The organism is Streptomyces sp. NPDC051310 (genome assembly GCF_044455245.1).
Taxonomy (GTDB): Bacteria; Actinomycetota; Actinomycetes; order Streptomycetales; family Streptomycetaceae; genus Streptomyces.
Genome location: NZ_JBITEO010000015.1, coordinates 100953 through 116749 on the forward strand (window position 1 = coordinate 100953; position 15797 = coordinate 116749).

Consider the following 15797-nt stretch of genomic DNA (forward strand, 5'->3'; position numbering starts at 1 on the left):
TCGTCGTGAGCAGCAGGCCATCCCGAGGCGCTGCTCGCCTCGCAGCCATACTCGACGCGCTGCCGGACGGGCTCGTCCTCGTCAATGCGAACGGCACCGTCGTCAACGCCAACACCATCGCCCTGGAGATGTTCGAGAGCCCGGGGACCGCCCTGGTGGGACGCGGACTTCTGGATCTCCTCCCGGCCTTCGACTCGCGGCTCATCCCCGGCTCGATGCGCCGCCCCGAGGCCGCCGACGCGCGCGGGCGGACGAAGCCGACCCGGATGGTCGCGCGGCGGACGGACGGGAGCGAGTTCCCGGTCGAGGTGACCAGCGCGAGCCTGGAGGACGGGCGCGAGGCGTACGACGCGTACGGCGCCGCTCCGCGGCCGTACACCGGCGACGAGCTGCTCATGCTGGTCGTGCGGGACCTGTCCGGGACCATCGACACCGAGGCCGAACTGGCGCGCTCCCAGCGCCAGACCGAGATGATCCTGCGCGCCGCCTCCGAGGGTGTCGTGGGGACGGACACGGACGGGCGGATCGTCCTCGTCAACCCGGCCGCCGCGCAGATCCTCGGTTGGCGCGCCAGCGATCTGGGCGGCAAGGAACTGCACCCGCTGATGCTGCACTCGCGTGCGGACGGCGAGCCGTTCGCGTACGACGAGTCGCCGCTCGCCGACACGCTCCGCTCGGGGCGCAAGCACCGGGTGCGCGGACAGGTGGTGTGGGCCAAGGACGGTTCCCCGGTGCCGGTGGACCTGACGACGGCGCCGGTGCGCGACGGGGACCAGCTCGTCGGCGCGGTGATGACCTTCACGGACCGGCGGCCCTACGAGGAGCTGGTCGAGGCCCACGCGGCCGAGGTCGCCGCCCTGACGGGGAAGCACGCCGCCGAGGTCGCCGCACTGACCGAGAAGCACGCCACCGAGCTGGCCGACCGCAGCGAGCGGCACTCCGTCGAGAGCGAGCAGCGCGAGGAGCGGTACGCGGCGCTGGCCGCGCGGCACGCCCAGCTGACCGCCGTGCTCGGCGAGTCGCTGCGCGGGCCGCTGGAGGAACTCCGCGCCGAGCTGGGCACGCTGGCCTCCGACCCGGCGGGGCAGCTGTGGCCCGAGGCCAACCAGATCCTGCACCACCTGGCCGCCGGATACGCCCGGATGACGACCCTCGTCGACAACGTGCTGGGCTTCCAGCGGCTCGACACCGGCGACGAGGACCTGCAGAAGACGAAGGTGCTGCTCGACGCGGTCGTCGCGGCCGGTGTCGAGGGCGCGGTCGAGCTCATCGGTCCGGGCCGGGTGCAGTTCGCGGTGCACGCGCCGCCCATAGAGGCCGAGGTCGACGGCGTACGCATCTCCACCGCGCTCGCGCACCTGATCGCGGACGTGGCCGGGGTCGACTCGACCGGCAAGGCGCGGGTGGTGCCCGGCGCCGGGTACGTCGACTCGACGATCGTCGTCGCGGCGGCCCAGCGCAGTGACGTCGTGCGGATCGAGGTGCGCGGGCCGTACGCGGGCGGCGACCCGGTGCACGAGCCGATCGTGCGCGGGATCGTCCGCGCACACGGCGGTGTGCTGCAGACGCACGAGGTGCCCGGCATGAGCGGGCACGCGTACGTGCTGGAGGTGCCCCTGGGCGCGGGTGCCGGGACGGTGAAGCCGGCGGCCGGGGCCGTTCCGGCCGATGAGGCCCCGGCCGACGCCGGCACCGCCCCGGCCGGGGCGGTCGCTCCCGTGCTGCCGGCGCAGCAGTCCGGGGAGACCTCCGGCGGCGGGCGGCGCAGGGCCCGGCGGGCGTCGACCGACGCGTTCCTGGAGAGCCCGGTGCAGGCCGAGGACCCCGTGGCGGCCAAGCCGACCGGGCGGCGGCGGGGACGGCCGAGCCCGGCCGAGGCCGCGGCCGCCTCCGCCCCGGCCGCTCCCGCCGCGCAGGCCGAAACGCCCGCCGAGGGCGCGGTGATGACGGCCGCCGAGAGCGCGCAGGGCCGTGCGGCCCGTGGTCAGACGGTGCCGCCGCAGGGCGTGCCGGTGGACGCGGCGCCCGTGCCTGCCACGGGGCTTCCGGCCCTGTCGCCGGCTCCCATGCCGGGTGCGGCGCCGGCGCCGACCGGGCGGCGGGCCCGGCGGGCGCTCGGTGCCGCGCAGGAGCGGTCCTCGGCCGCCCCGCCGGAGGGCGCCCGCTCGGCGTTCGCACTGCCGCCCGCCCAGGCCGACCGGCGCGCCGAAACCGGCACCGACACCGGCACCGGCGCGGGCGCGGGCGAAGCGGCGGTCCCGGCAGCGGGACCCGCACCGGGACCGGGGATGGGGCCGGGCGCAGGCTCCGGACCGGCCGCGGGACCGGGCGCGGCGATGGGACCGGTAACGGGAATGGGTCCGGGAACGGGAATGGCACCGGGACCGGGGATGGGTCCGGGGGACGAGGGGCGTCACGACGCCGTACGCGACACCGGCGGCGTACACCCCGAGCCGGACGCCGACCACACGCCGCCGCAGCCGCACCCCGTGCAGCCCCGGCCGGTGGCGCCGCAGCCCGCGCAGCCGTCGGTCCCGGCCCAGGGCCCGGCGCCGGTTCAGACCCCGCCGCCGCCCACCGGCCGGCGGCGCGCCGCCCACGAGACCCCCGCCACCGGCACCGGAACGGGCCCCGGCACCGGCTCCGTACCGCTGCCGCCGGAGGTGCCGTCCGGCGACGAGGCGAGCAGCTCCACCCAGGGGCGGGCGTTCAGCGTGCGCACCCTGGGGCAGGGCGTGCCGTTCGCGCAGCAGATCACCCAGCCGCCGGCGCCCGCCCCGTCCGGGCGGCGCCGCAAGCTGGCCACGCCGCCCGCGGAGGGCGAGCGCCCCGTACCGCCCCCGGCGGCTCCCGCGGCGCAGCCCCAGCCGCGGCTGGCCCCTCCGGCGGAGGGCCGGGCCTACGAGATAGGAGCGCCGGACGCGAACGCGGCCGAGGGCCCCGAGCCGCTGGACGGTCCCGGCGGCGCCGTCGAGGTGGCCAACGAGCCCGCGCCGCTGCCCGTCGACGACGAGCTGCCGCCCGAGCCGCTGGACAACCCGCGCCGGCTGCTCGTCTGGCCCGCGCCGGACGTCGCCACCCAGGAGGCGCTGAGCGAGCGCGGCTACCGCCCGGTGATCGTGCACTCGCGCGAGGAGGTCGACGCGCAGATCGCGGCGTTCCCGGCGGCACTGTTCGTGGACCCGCTGACCGGGCCGATCACGCGCACGGCCCTCCAGTCGCTGCGCCAGGCCGCGGTGGCCGCCGAGGTGCCGGTGCTGCTGGCGGCCGGGCTCGGGCAGGCCACGCGGGAGGCGGCGTACGGCGCCGACCCCGCCGTCCTGCTCAAGGCGCTGGCCCCGCGGGACAGCGAGCAGCATCCGTCGCGCGTGCTGCTGATCGAGGAGCACGAGGAGATCGCCGCGGCCCTGACGGCTGCGCTGGAGCGGCGCGGGATGCAGGTGGCCCGCGCGGACGCGGATACCGACGCCGTCACGCTGGCGGCGCAGATGCGGCCGAACCTCGTGGTGATGGACCTGATGCAGGTACGCCGCCGGCGCGCGGGCATCATCGACTGGCTGCGCGCCAACGGGCAGCTGAACCGCACGCCGCTCGTGGTGTACACCTCGGCGAGCCTCGACGAGGACGAGCTGCCGAAGCTGGCCTCCGGCGAGACGGTGCTGTTCCTGGCGGAGCGGTCGACGAGCCCCGAGGTGCAGTCGCGGATCGTGGACCTGCTGGCGAAGATCGGTACGAACTGAGCCCGGCCCGACGAACCGGACGGGACGGACTGGGCCGGAGGAAGCGAGCCGGACGGACCGAGCCCGGCGGGCCGCGGAGTTGAGCGGCCCGAACAAGCGGCAGGTGTCCGAGCGGCATGCGCGTGAGCGGCACATGTCCGAGCGGCACACGCGAAGGGCGCCCCCGCGCGGGGGCGCCCTTCGTCGCGCCGGTACGGCAGAGCCGTGCGGCGGGAACCGTGCGGTCAGAGCAGCGTCACGTCCAGCTCACCGGCCGCGTACTGCCGTCGGATGACCTTCTTGTCGAACTTGCCCACGCTCGTCTTCGGCACGGCCGGAACCGTCGCCCAGCGCTCGGGCAGCTGCCACTTGGCGATCGACCCGGCGAGGAAGGCGCGCAGCGCCGCGTAGTCGGCGGTCGCGTCCTCCTTGAGGACGACCGTCGCCAGCGGGCGCTCGCCCCACTTCTCGTCCGGTACGGCGACGACGGCCGCCTCCACCACCTCGGGGTGGGCCATCAGGGCGTTCTCCAGCTCGACCGACGAGATCCACTCGCCGCCGGACTTGATGACGTCCTTGGCGCGGTCGGTGAGGGTGAGGAAGCCGTCCGCGCTGATCACGCCGACGTCGCCGGTACGGAGCCAGCCGTCCGCGCTGAACTTGTCCTCCGGGGACAGTGGTTCACCCGACGCGCCGCCGTAGTACGCGCCGGCGATCCACGGGCCGCGTACCTCCAGCTCGCCCGCCGACTCGCCGTCCCAGGGGAGGAGGTCGCCGCCGGGGCCGACCAGCCTGGCCTCGACGGAGGCCGGGAAGCGGCCCTGGGTGACGCGGTACGGCCACTCCTCCTCGGCGGACAGGCCGGCCGGCGGGTTGGCCATGGTGCCCAGCGGCGACGTCTCCGTCATGCCCCAGGCGTGGCAGAGGCGGACGCCGAGCTTGTCGTACGCCTCCATGAGCGAGGGCGGGCAGGCGGCGCCGCCGATGGTGACGCTCGCCATGGAGGAGAGGTCGCGGGGGTTGGCGGTGACCTCGGCGAGGAGACCCTGCCAGATGGTGGGGACGGCCGCGGCGTGCGAGGGCTTCTCCAGCTCGATCATCTCGGCGAGCGGGGCGGGCTGCAGGAAGCGGTCGGGCATCAGCATGTTCACGCCGGTCATGAAGGTGGCGTGCGGCAGGCCCCAGGCGTTCACGTGGAACTGGGGCACGACCACCAGGGTCGTGTCCTTGTCGGTCAGGCCCATCGACTCGGTCATGTTGACCTGCATCGAATGCAGGTAGATGGAGCGGTGGGAGTAGACGACGCCCTTGGGGTCACCGGTGGTGCCGGAGGTGTAACACATGGCGGCGGCCGCGCGCTCGTCCAGCTCCGGCCAGTCGAAGGTGTCGGGGCGGTCCGCGATGAGCTCCTCGTACTCGTGCACCTGGGGTGCCGCGTCCGCGAGGAGGGAGCGGTCGCCCGGGCCCGAGACCACGACGTGCTCGATCGTGGGCAGGTGCGGGAGGAGCGGGGCGAGGAGCGGCAGCAGGGAGCCGTTGACGATGACGACCCGGTCCTCGGCGTGGTTCACGATCCAGATCAGCTGCTCGGCGGGCAGCCGCAGGTTCAGCGTGTGGAGGACGGCGCCCATGGAGGGGATCGCCAGGTACGCCTCGACGTGCTCGGCGTTGTTCCACATGAGGGTGGCGACGCGTTCGTCGCCGGTGACCCCGAGTTCGTCGCGCAGGGCACCCGCCAGCCGGGTCGCTCGTACGCCGGCCTCCGCGAAGGTGCGGCGCTGCGGGGCGGCGGCGTCGCCGGTCCAGGTGGTGATCCGAGACCGGCCGTGGATCGTCATCCCGTGGTGCAGGATGCGGGTCACAGTCAGCGGTACGTCCTGCATGGTGCTCAGCACGGCGTCCTCCCGCGGGCGCGCAGTTCTTGGACCGGGGGGACCCCGGCCACCCTGGCGATAAGGGTGGGGAGATTCTGCGCACATACCGCGCGGTATGTCACTACCCGGGAGTAGATCCGTTCCCGGCGATCACCGGACGGGGCTGAGTTCCGGGTCCTCGCGGAGCTTGCCGAGCGCGCGGGACACGGCGCTCTTGACGGTGCCGACGGAGACCCCGAGCATCTCGGCCGTCTGCGCCTCGCTGAGGTCCTCGTAGTACCGGAGGACCACCATGGCCCGCTGGCGGTCGGGCAGTCTCATCACCGCGCGCCACATCGCGTCGCGCAGCGCCTGCTGCTCCGCCGGGTCGGGCTCGGCCACGCCGCCGGCCGGTTCGGGCAGCTCCTCGCACGCGAACTCGTCGACCTTGCGCTTGCGCCACTGCGAGGTGCGGGTGTTCACCAGGGCGCGGCGGACGTAGCCGTCGAGCGCACGGTGGTCCTCGATCCGGCTCCAGGCGACGTACGTCTTGGTCAGCGCGGTCTGCAGCAGGTCCTCGGCGTCGCACGGGTTCGCGGTCAGCGACCGGGCGGTGCGCAGCAGCATCGGTCCGCGGGCCCGTACGTACGAGGTGAACGACGGGTACGTCGGGTGGGACGGGTGCGGCGGGTGTCCGGTGGCGGCGGTGGAGGCTCCCGTACAGACGGGGCCGGCGGTCGAGGTCATGGGACCACGCTAGGTTCGGGTACACCCCGGGGGATCGGCCCCAGGTCCCGAACGCGGCTCCCCCTCAGGTTGTAGGGCCGGGCCGGGCCCCACCTCCTGGAGGTGGAGAGGGGACCGACGCGCGTCAGGGTCCCGCCGCCGGCGGGGGGCCGCCGCCGATGCCGGGGGGGCGCCGCCGACGCGTGGAGCCGTCGCCAGGGCCGGGGACCGCCCGGTCGCAGCCGGGGCCGGGCGGGCCGTCGCCCGGCGGGGTGCGTCCCGCGTCAGCCGTCGGTGCCGAGGACCAGCGCGGAGGTCGGCACGCCCGTACCCGCCGTGACCAGGACGCGCGCCGCGGCCGGGACCTGGTTCACCGCTGTGCCGCGCACCTGCCGCACGGCCTCCGCGATGCCGTTCATGCCGTGCAGGTACCCCTCTCCGAGCTGGCCGCCGTGGGTGTTGAGCGGCAGCCGCCCGGCGGCGACGAAGTCCGCGCCCTCGCCGGGTCCGCAGAACCCGTACTCCTCCAGCTGCATCAGCACGAACGGCGTGAAGTGGTCGTACAGGATGCCGACGTCGATGTCGGCGGGGCGGAGGCCCGAGGTGCGCCACAGCTGCCGGGCGACGACGCCCGCCTCCGGGAGACGGGTGAGGTCGTGGCGGTAGAAGCCGGTCATCGCCTCCTGCGCCCGCCCGGCTCCCTGCGCCGCCGCGACGATCACGGCGGGCGGCCGGGGCAGGTCGCGGGCACGTTCGGCGGACGTGACGACGAGTGCCTGGCCGCCGTCGGTCTCCTGGCAGCAGTCGAGCAGGCGCAGCGGCTCGACGATCCAGCGGGACGCGGCGTGGTCGGCGAGCGTGATGGGCCGGCCGTGGAAGTGCGCGGCGGGGTTGGTCGCCGCGTGGCGGCGGCCGGTGACGGCGACGTGCCCGAAGGCCTCGGGCGTCAGCCCGTACGTGTGGAGGTACCGCCGGGCGGCCATCGCGACCCAGGAGGCGGGGGTGAGCAGCCCGAAGGGCAGCGTCCAGCCGAGCGCCGCGCCTTCGGCGGTGGGTTCGCGCTGCTGGACGCCGGCGCCGAAGCGGCGGCCGGAGCGCTCGTTGAACGCCCGGTAGCAGACGACGACGTCCGCGACGCCCGTGGCGACGGCGAGCGCGGCCTGCTGGACGGTGGCGCAGGCCGCGCCGCCGCCGTAGTGGACGCGGGAGAAGAAGGACAGCTCGCGGATCCCGGCCGCCTGCGCGACGGTGATCTCCGGGCTGGTGTCCATGGTGAAGGTGACCATGCCGTCGACGTCGGCGGGTGTCAGTCCGGCGTCGTCGAGCGCGGCGTGGACGGCCTCGACGGCCAGCTCCAGCTCGCTGCGCCCGGAGTCCTTGGAGAACCCGGTCGCGCCGATGCCGGCGATCGCGGCCCGCCCGCCGAGCGCGTCGGTCCTGCGCACGCTCATCGCCGCTCCTCCTCCGGCAGGGACACCGTGACGGTGCCGGTGACGTGGCGGCCGAGCGCGTTGGCGCCGACGACCCGTACCCGGGCGGTGCGGCCGTCCACGGCGACGACGGTGCCCGTGAGGGTCATGGTGTCGCCGGGGCGGTTGGGCGCTCCGAGGCGTATGGCGAGGCTGCGCAGGCGGGCGAGGGGGCCGAAGTGGTCGGTGACGTACCGGCCGACGAGGCCGTTGGTGGTCAGGATGTTCATGAAGATGTCGGGGGAGCCCTTGGCCCGGGCGAGCTCCGGGTCGTGGTGCACGTCCTGGTAGTCGCGCGAGGCGATGGCGCCGGCGACGATCAGCGTGCGGGTGACCGGGATGCGCAGCGGGGGCAGCTCGTCCCCCACGGCCACGGCCCCCGCCCTCTCCACCGCCATGTCAGCTCCCCACCGCTCGGAACACCGGGAGCTCCAGGTCCTCGTCGACCCGCTGGAACTCCAGCCGGACCGGCATCCCGATCCGCACCTCGCCGTACGGAACGCCCGTCACGTTGCTGACGACGCGCACGCCCTCGGCGAGCTCGATCAGCCCGACCGCGTAGGGAGGGTCGAACGCGGGGAACGGCGGGTGGTGCACGACCACGTACGAGTACACCGTCCCGGACCCGTCCGCCTCGACGGCGTCCCACCGGTCCGAGCCGCAGGACCAGCAGCCCGGGAGCCACGGGAAGCGCAGCGTGCCGCAGCCCGCGCAGCGCTGGAGCAGCAGCCGGTGCGCGGCCACGCCCTCCCAGAAGCCGGCGTTGTCCCGGTTGACGACCGGCCGGGGCCGCCGTGGCCGGTCGGCTTGGCCGGGCTGGTCGGCCCGCCCGCCGCCGGGCGCGTACTTGAGGATGCGGAAGCGGTGGGTGCCGGCGAGCTCGCCGCCGTCCGTCCGGATGTCCGTGCGGGTGGTGACGAAGTAGCCCGTGCCGAGCCTGGTCGTCCTGCGCTCCGAGACGGACTCGATCACGGCGTCGAAGGAGACGGCGTCCCCGGGGCGCAGGTCGCGCAGGTACTCCTGCTCGCAGTCGGTCGCGACGACCGCTCCGTACCCGGCCTCGTCGAGCAGGCCGAGGAGCTCGTCGTACGCCTGCGAACGGCCCGGGTGCCCGGACAGCCCGCCCATCGTCCAGACCTGGAGCATGGCCGGGGGCGCGATGGCACCGGGGCCGGTGTACGCGGGGTTGGTGTCGCCCATCGCCTCGCACCAGTGCCTGATCATGGGCTCGTTGACGGGGTCCTTGCCGACGCCCCCGGTGACGGCCGCCCGGCCCTCGTACGCCTTCAGCCGCCCGTACAGTCCGTCCGCCACCGCCGCTCGCCCCCTCGATCCGCCGTATCTGACGATCCGTCAGCTACGGCGGGGGTGTCAACCCCCGCACCGCAGCGGGCCCGAACACGGCGAGGCGGCCTGCACCGCGGGTACCGAAGCACCGCCGCGCAGACCGCCCTTCACACCATCGACCTTGCCCCCCTCGGGCCGGTCCGGCTCCCCCTGTCGCACAGGAGGGGGAGAAGTACACCTCCGCATCGCCCTGTTGGATCACCGTGTCTCGACGTCGTAGCCAAGAGTTACCCACCGATTCCCCGGCGAACCAGACGGGCGAAAACAATTCGCCCTCAAGCGTGACAGCCGCCGAGCGATGACGACACTTTCCCGTTATCGAATAGCCGTACGGATATGAAGCCAGGGCGTCCGACCGGCAGACCGCCACCCCGGCACTGGCGCACGCCCTCTCCGCCGCCGAACAGGGCTTCACCCCGCTGTCGCCGACCGAGCTGCCCGCACCGCGCTCCCCGCACCGGGACACCCCCGGGGCCCCGCCGTGCCCGGCGCATGCGGCCTCCCCGGGCACGGCATCCACGACGCGACCTGCGACCCCCTCGCCGTACGGGCGCTCTTCGCCGCCGCGCCCCTGGCGACCGGCTACCGCATCGCCTGCGGCCGCCCGCCGCACCACCTCGTCGGAGTCGGCCTCGACACCGAGCCGGCGGCGCCGTGCCCGCCCGCGCTGCTCCGCCTCCTCGCCCCACCCGTCCGCCCGCACCCGGGCCGCCCGACCCGGGCACCCCCACGGTGGGGGCCTCACCCGCTTGATCCCGGGAGGCCAGCGCAACACCCGCCTGTTCTGGGCGGCCTGCCGCGCCTACGAGAACGCCTCGGCGGCACCCTCACGGCCGCCCTCATCACCCCCGCCGTCCGCCGGGCCTCCCCGAACGTGAGGCGCGCGCCACGATCGCCTCGGCAGCCCGCCTGACGGACGCCTCCCGCCGGGGCTGAACCGCGAAGGGTCCAGACGTCGGCCCGCCCGACGTACTCCTGGTGAGCACCTCCACCCATCCGGCCCATTTTTCATATATTTCATGGTGCATATGGTGGGCTCTGTCGAAATAACCCTGACAAATCCTAACGACGGACAGTTGTCTACGTAATATGCCAGCCGACAGAATGGGCGATTCTGGACCCTCAGAATTCCCTGAACGCGCCACCACCCCTCAGGAGCTGGCTTCTCCATGACGCTGTACACCCCTGACGCGCCTCAATGGCGCAGAACAACGGCCTGGTTGGCGGCAGTGCTCACCGTGCTGATTGCTGCCGTCGTCGTAGCGGTGACGCCCACCCGGGCAAATGCGATCGCCATGCCCGTACCTCTGGGTACCGCCGACAGCTTCGCGGTCCTGGCCGGTCAGTCGGTCACCAACACCGGTCCTTCGGTCATCACCGGAGATGTCGGAGTGCATCCCGGGACGGCCATTTCCGGTTTCCCGCCGGGGCTGGTGAACGGGACATTCCACTCCGCGGACGAGGTAGCCGCCGAGGCCAAGAGCGATCTGGTCGCGGCGTACAACAATGCGGCCGGACAGGCATCGGACGGCGCGCTTCCCCCTGATGCCGGCGGTCTGACGCTGGTCCCGGGCGTCTACACGGCGTCGTCCACCCTCGGTCTCACCGGAACGCTCACCCTGGACGCTCAGGGCGATCCTGACGCCATCTGGGTTTTCCAGGTCGGTTCGGGCCTGACGACGGCTTCCGCCAGCAATGTGAGCCTCATCAATGGCGCCTCGCCGTGCAATGTGTTCTGGCAGATCGGCAGCTCGGCCACCCTTGGTACGAATTCCGACTTCGTCGGCACCATCATGGCCATGACGTCGATCACCGCCACCACGGACGCGGACATCGTCGGCCGTGCACTGGCCCGTGACGGCTCCGTGACGCTGGACACCAACACGATCACCCGGCCGGCGTGCGACGGGGGCACCACGGGCGGGACCACCGGAGGAACCAACGGGGGCACCACGACCGGCGGGACCACCGGAGGAACGAACGGGGGCGTTGTGGGCGGCGTGACCACCGGCGGCGCCACCACCGGCGGCGCCACGAACGGTGGGACCACGAACGGCGGCACCACGACCGGCGGAGCCGGAGGCGTGGTGGGCGGCGTCACCACCGGCGGCACCACGACCGGCGGCACCACGACCGGCGGCACCACGACCGGCGGGGCCGGAGGCGTGGTGGGCGGCGTCACCACCGGCGGCACCACGACCGGCGGGGCCGGAGGCGTGGTGGGCGGCGTCACCACCGGCGGCACCACGACCGGCGGGGCCGGAGGCGTGGTAGGTGGCGTCACCACCGGCGGCACCACGGGCGGAGGCGGTCAGAAGCCGCCCGGCAAGCCCGGCAAGCCCGGCAAGCCGGGGAAGCCGGGGAAGCCCGGCAACGGGCATGACGGCAAGCCCGGCAAGCCGGCGAAGACCGGTGAGCCCGGCGGCCACGGCAGCAAGTGAGTTCCCCGCACACCTGCGAGAACCACGGCAACAAGTCCCACACAAGTCCTGCGGCAGGCTGAGCGGATCGGCAGGAGGCCGCATTCATGAGTGGGACAGGTGGCGCGCGACGGATCGTCATCGATCACGTCGCGCGCCACGCGCGACATCCGGAAGAAGCGGAAAATGAACAGTCGGGATGGGAAGGCCGGGTGGGCCGTGCTGGGCGGCGTCGAATCAGTGGCAGCGAAGGAACCGGATCACCCGGAATCCGGCTCGTCCGAGAGCGGCCGGAGCGGTGCTTCCCCTGCTCCTCATGGCGATTCAGGGAAACCGGTTCGTACCCTGAAGGCGGCCACCTGGGCCGCCGTAGTGCTGTGCCTGGCCGTAACGCTCATTCATGTGGCTCTCATTTTTCTCCATGTGGCGCCTGCGAATGCCATCTCACAGCAGTACAGCAAGCAGATCAACGCGTGGGTCCTTCCCGTGTTCGAGCAGAATTGGCGACTCTTCGCCCCGGACCCCGAGTCGGTCAACCGCCAGATTTCGGCGAGGACCATGCGGACCGCTCCGAACGGCACCGTGCAGGTGAGCGGCTGGTTCGACCTGAGCGGTGTGGACAATTCCACGATCGAGCACAATCCCTTTCCGAGCCATACGACGCAGAACATGCTGCGCCGGGCCTGGAGCTCCTATCTCGAAACGCTGGGCGGTGACGACCAGCCACGTTCGGAGCGGGGGGTGATGATCCAGCAGTACCTCCGCAACATCGCCGCCGATCGCATCGCCGACCACCGTGGTGGCGAACCGTTCGACTCCATCCAACTCCGTGTCGTCACACTGCCGGTGGGTCCTCCCGGTGCGGCGGGGAACGGCCGCCGGGTCACCATGCCGCCCGTGGACACCCGTTACCTGCCCTGGTGGAAGGTGGCCCCGCATGGCACACGCTGAACCGACCACCACCGCCGCGCCGACTCCCACCCCGAGCGGCCCGGAGCGCGCGGGTGCGCGCGGAGCGATGCGGCGGGTGCTGGACCGCGTCCCCGCGCTCGTCGCCCTCCTGATCGAACGTCCGTTGTCCCTGTACGCGGCGGCGGTACTGCGCATCGGATACGGCCTGCTCTACCTCGTGTTCCTGCTGCGTGAATTTCCGCACCGCGACGAGATCTGGGGGCCGGGATCGCCGTGGACGCCCCTGCTGGCGCGGCAGCTGTTCGACCAGACAGGATGGGCCAGCATCCTCACCCTGTCCGACAACCGCGCGTATTTCGAGGTCTGCTACGCGGTGGCCGTCGTCACGTCGGCGCTCTTCATGCTGGGCTGGCGCACCAGGGCGGTGTCCGTCCTGTTCGCCGTCGTGGTGGCCTCGTTCCACGCCAGGGCGATCTTCATGACGGACGGCGGGGACAACCTCATCCTTCTCATGGCCGTCTACCTGGTCTTCACGGCCTGCGGCCGACGCTGGTCCCTCGACGCACGCAGGGCCAGGTTCCGAGCGGCTGCCGGGAACGGGACAGGCCGTTCTTCCCGGACCGCGGGCGAGCTCCGGCGCCACCTCCGGGAGGCCCGCCTGACCGTGGTCACCGTCCTGCACAACTGCGGGATGTTCGTCATCGCCGCCCAGGTGTGCTTCCTCTACGGCTCCGCAGGCTTGTACAAGGTGCAGGGTGGCACCTGGGGCAACGGAACCGCCCTCCACTACGCCCTGAACCTCCACATGTTCCAGCCCTGGCCCACGCTCTCCCACCTGGTCGACAGCCATGAGGCACTGATCACCGCAGCCTGCTACCTGACAGTGCTGTTGCAGGTCGCGTTCCCCTTCGTCCTGTTCGGCAGGCTCAAGTACCCCGTCCTGGTCATGCTGCTGGCCATGCACGTGGGCATCGCGGTGCTCCTGGGCCTCCCCCTGTTCTCCGCCGCGATGATCGTCGCTGACGCGGTCTTCCTGCCGGACCGGTTCTACCGCTCTGCGGGACTGATCCGGTGGCGTGCGGCCCGGCGTACCGTCGCCGGCGTACGGGAGACACCGTCCGGACCGGAAGCCGGACTCGTACCGGCGCAGCCGGGACCGGTCCACCGGCCCGTGTGCCCCGCGGCGGGCCCGCATCACGGGTCGGAGGGGAGGACGGACCGGATGCACGGTGAGACGAAGTGAACGCGGAGGGCGGGCCCCGCGCTGGGTGCCCGCCCTCTGATCTGGTCTTTCACCGACCTGCTGCGGTGGGTGTGGGATTTGAACCCACGGTGACATCGCTGCCACGACGGTTTTCAAGACCGTTCCCTTAGGCCGCTCGGGCAACCCACCCTGCCCCGTCCCACCTGCGGAGGGGCGGCTACAGCCTACCGGCTGGGGGCGGCCGGCGGGCGGGGGCCGGGCGGGGTGGGGCCGGGCAGGTGTCCTGCGGTGCGGGACGGATGCCAATTCCCCTTCCGGCCAGCCGAGTTGCACCGCAAGGTCCTGGCGGGACCGGCCCTTCGCTGTCGTACGGGAGTCACGTCCATGGAACGAGCGGCAGCCGGAGCGGCCGGCCGGCCGGGTGGTCCGCCGCCGCTCCTGAGCCGGGCCGGGGCCGGGCGTACCGCGTCCGGCCCCGGCCCGCCGTGGACGGTCAGCTGTCGCCCTTGCGCTCGCCCAGGGTGACCTGGACCGTGCTCTCCTTGCCGGCGCGCTTGTAGGTCAGCGGGACCGAGTCGCCCGGCCGGTGCGTCCAGATCTCGCTGATCAGGGTGGGGCCGCTGTCGATCGTGCGGTTGCCGAACTTGATGATCACATCACCGGGCTTCAGGCCCGCCTTCGCCGCCGGGCCTCCCGGGGTGACCGCGGGCGTGCCGCCGGCGCCCTGCTCGGCGATCGTGGCGCCCTCGCCCTCCTCCGTCATGTTCACCGTCGCGCCGATCACCGGGTAGACCGGCTGCCCGGTCCTGATCAGCTGCTCGGCGACGTTCTTCGCCTGGTTGACCGGAATGGCGAAGCCGAGACCCACGGACCCGGCCTGGGCGGAGCCGAGGCCGCCGCTGCCCGGGGACTGGATCGCGGAGTTGATCCCGATCACCGCGCCGCGGGCGTCCAGCAGCGGGCCGCCGGAGTTGCCCGGGTTGATCGAGGCGTCGGTCTGCAGCGCGCTCATGTACGAGTTCTTGCCGCCGCCGTCCCCGGAGGCCACCGGCCGGTTCTTGGCGCTGATGATGCCCGTGGTGACCGTGTTGGACAGGCCGAACGGCGCGCCGATCGCGATCGTCGAGTCGCCCACCGCGACCCGGTCCGAGTTGCCGAGCGGCAGCGGCGTCAGCCCGGAGGGGGCGTTCTTGAGCTTGAGCACGGCCACGTCGTAGCCCTGGGCGCGGCCGATCACCTCGGCGTCGTACTTCCGGCCGTTCGAGAACGTCGCGGAGAGGGTGCCGCCCTCCGCCGCGGAGGCCACCACGTGGTTGTTGGTGAGGATGTGGCCTTCCTTGTCGTACACGAAACCGGTGCCCGTGCCGCCCTCGCCGTCCGAGCCGCCGGACTTCGCCTCGATGGTCACGACGCTCGGCAGCGCCTTGTTCGCCACGGCGGCGACCGTGCCGGGGTCGCGCTTGAAGTCGGCGGGCGCCTCGCCGGCGGCGACGGTGGTGGACGTGGTGGTGCCGTCGGTGCGCTCGGCCGCCCAGTAGCCGATGCCGCCGCCGACGCCGCCCGCCGCCAGGGCCGCGACGAGGACCGCCGCGACCAGGCCACCGCGGCCGGAGCGCGGGCGGCCGGCCTGCGGTGCGCCGGGGGCCGGCGGGAACGGGGCTCCCCAGCCCGTGGTGGTGGGCGGGGCCGGCGGCGCCGGAGGCCAGGGCGCGCCGCTCGTGCCGCCGTACGCCGGTGCCTGCGGGTGCGCGTGGGGCGGGGTCGGCGCCCCGGCGGCCGTACGGTCCTGCGCGCCGGCGCCCGTGCCCGTACCCGTGACCGCGCCCGCGGGCGGCGGGGAGGCCGGGGCGGGTTCCGCGGGCGCCGGGGCGGCGGCCGGGGGCGGGCCGGCCGGGCCTGCGGGACCTGCGGGCGGCGGACCCGCCGGGCCTGCGGGGGCGGGCGTGGATGCGGAGGGCGGCACTGGAGGTGTGGACGCGGTGCCCTCGTTCTCGGTGCTCACAGCTCGTTCTCCTCGAATTCCACGTCGTCTCTCGGCACGTCTTCTCGCCAAGCGTCGCGGTCAGCTTTTCCCACAGGCCGTCAGGCCACTGTAAGCCGGACCTGTGTATTGCGCCTGCCCCCTTTATTTCCGGCGAATCGGACGC

General features: G+C 73.4%; 10 protein-coding genes, 1 tRNA gene and 1 pseudogene. 5 read left to right on the forward strand and 7 right to left on the reverse strand.

Annotated features, from left to right (window positions below; genetic code table 11):
• The first annotated feature begins 5 nt into the window (after positions 1-5).
• On the forward strand, positions 6-3740 hold the full coding sequence (locus tag ACIA79_RS22250) for a PAS domain-containing protein (protein WP_399430070.1): 3735 nt from the start codon (positions 6-8) through the stop codon (positions 3738-3740).
• A 224-nt stretch (positions 3741-3964) separates the two neighbouring features.
• Here the strand turns inward: ACIA79_RS22250 and ACIA79_RS22255 are convergent, their stop codons facing one another.
• The 5 genes from ACIA79_RS22255 to ACIA79_RS22275 form a co-directional block, all read right to left on the reverse strand.
• Positions 3965-5614 (reverse strand): long-chain fatty acid--CoA ligase, encoded by a 1650-nt coding sequence (locus ACIA79_RS22255; protein WP_399430071.1) that lies wholly within the window; start codon positions 5612-5614, stop codon positions 3965-3967.
• A gap of 129 nt (positions 5615-5743) precedes the next feature.
• Entirely contained in the window at positions 5744-6319 is a 576-nt protein-coding gene (locus ACIA79_RS22260; protein WP_399430072.1) for a SigE family RNA polymerase sigma factor, read from the reverse strand.
• A 263-nt stretch (positions 6320-6582) separates the two neighbouring features.
• Positions 6583-7749 (reverse strand): lipid-transfer protein, encoded by a 1167-nt coding sequence (locus tag ACIA79_RS22265; protein ID WP_399430073.1) that lies wholly within the window; start codon positions 7747-7749, stop codon positions 6583-6585.
• A complete protein-coding gene (locus ACIA79_RS22270; protein ID WP_399430074.1) occupies positions 7746-8165 on the reverse strand; it encodes a MaoC family dehydratase in 420 nt (139 codons plus the stop codon). Before ACIA79_RS22270 ends, ACIA79_RS22265 begins: the two co-directional genes overlap by 4 nt.
• A 1-nt stretch (position 8166) precedes the next feature.
• Positions 8167-9117 (reverse strand): bifunctional MaoC family dehydratase N-terminal/OB-fold nucleic acid binding domain-containing protein, encoded by a 951-nt coding sequence (locus ACIA79_RS22275; RefSeq protein ID WP_399430125.1) that lies wholly within the window; start codon positions 9115-9117, stop codon positions 8167-8169.
• Between the two features lie 374 nt (positions 9118-9491).
• Between ACIA79_RS22275 and ACIA79_RS22280 the strand changes: the two are divergent.
• From ACIA79_RS22280 to ACIA79_RS22295, 4 genes and pseudogenes are all read left to right on the forward strand, one after another.
• Positions 9492-10050: pseudogene (locus ACIA79_RS22280) on the forward strand (primase alpha helix C-terminal domain-containing protein).
• Between the two features lie 359 nt (positions 10051-10409).
• Positions 10410-11555, forward strand: coding sequence for an ice-binding family protein (locus ACIA79_RS22285; protein WP_399430075.1), 1146 nt, complete (start codon positions 10410-10412; stop codon positions 11553-11555).
• 90 nt (positions 11556-11645) lie between these two features.
• The gene (locus tag ACIA79_RS22290) at positions 11646-12485 is read left to right on the forward strand and encodes a DUF5819 family protein (RefSeq protein ID WP_399430076.1); all 840 of its coding nucleotides are present in this window, start codon (positions 11646-11648) and stop codon (positions 12483-12485) included.
• Positions 12472-13689, forward strand: a complete 1218-nt coding sequence (locus ACIA79_RS22295) for an HTTM domain-containing protein (RefSeq protein ID WP_399430077.1) — start codon at positions 12472-12474, stop codon at positions 13687-13689. Before ACIA79_RS22290 ends, ACIA79_RS22295 begins: the two co-directional genes overlap by 14 nt.
• Positions 13690-13752: 63 nt before the next feature.
• Here ACIA79_RS22295 and ACIA79_RS22300 read toward each other — a convergent pair.
• Both ACIA79_RS22300 and ACIA79_RS22305 read right to left on the reverse strand, forming a co-directional pair.
• A tRNA-Ser gene (locus ACIA79_RS22300) sits at positions 13753-13839 on the reverse strand.
• Between the two features lie 304 nt (positions 13840-14143).
• Positions 14144-15652 carry a S1C family serine protease gene (locus ACIA79_RS22305; protein ID WP_399430078.1) on the reverse strand — a complete coding sequence of 503 codons (1509 nt, stop codon included), beginning with the start codon at positions 15650-15652 and terminating at the stop codon, positions 14144-14146.
• Between the last annotated feature and the right edge of the window lie 145 nt (positions 15653-15797).

What these genes read in the sequence shown, in the direction of transcription:
- ACIA79_RS22260 (WP_399430072.1), bottom strand. Translation starts at nt 6,319, where the DNA reads ATGACCTCGACCGCCGGCCCCGTCTGTACGGGAGCCTCCACCGCCGCC.
- ACIA79_RS22270 (WP_399430074.1), bottom strand. Translation starts at nt 8,165, where the DNA reads ATGGCGGTGGAGAGGGCGGGGGCCGTGGCCGTGGGGGACGAGCTGCCC.
- ACIA79_RS22295 (WP_399430077.1), top strand. Translation starts at nt 12,472, where the DNA reads ATGGCACACGCTGAACCGACCACCACCGCCGCGCCGACTCCCACCCCG.
- ACIA79_RS22265 (WP_399430073.1), bottom strand. Translation starts at nt 7,749, where the DNA reads ATGAGCGTGCGCAGGACCGACGCGCTCGGCGGGCGGGCCGCGATCGCC.
- ACIA79_RS22285 (WP_399430075.1), top strand. Translation starts at nt 10,410, where the DNA reads ATGCCCGTACCTCTGGGTACCGCCGACAGCTTCGCGGTCCTGGCCGGT.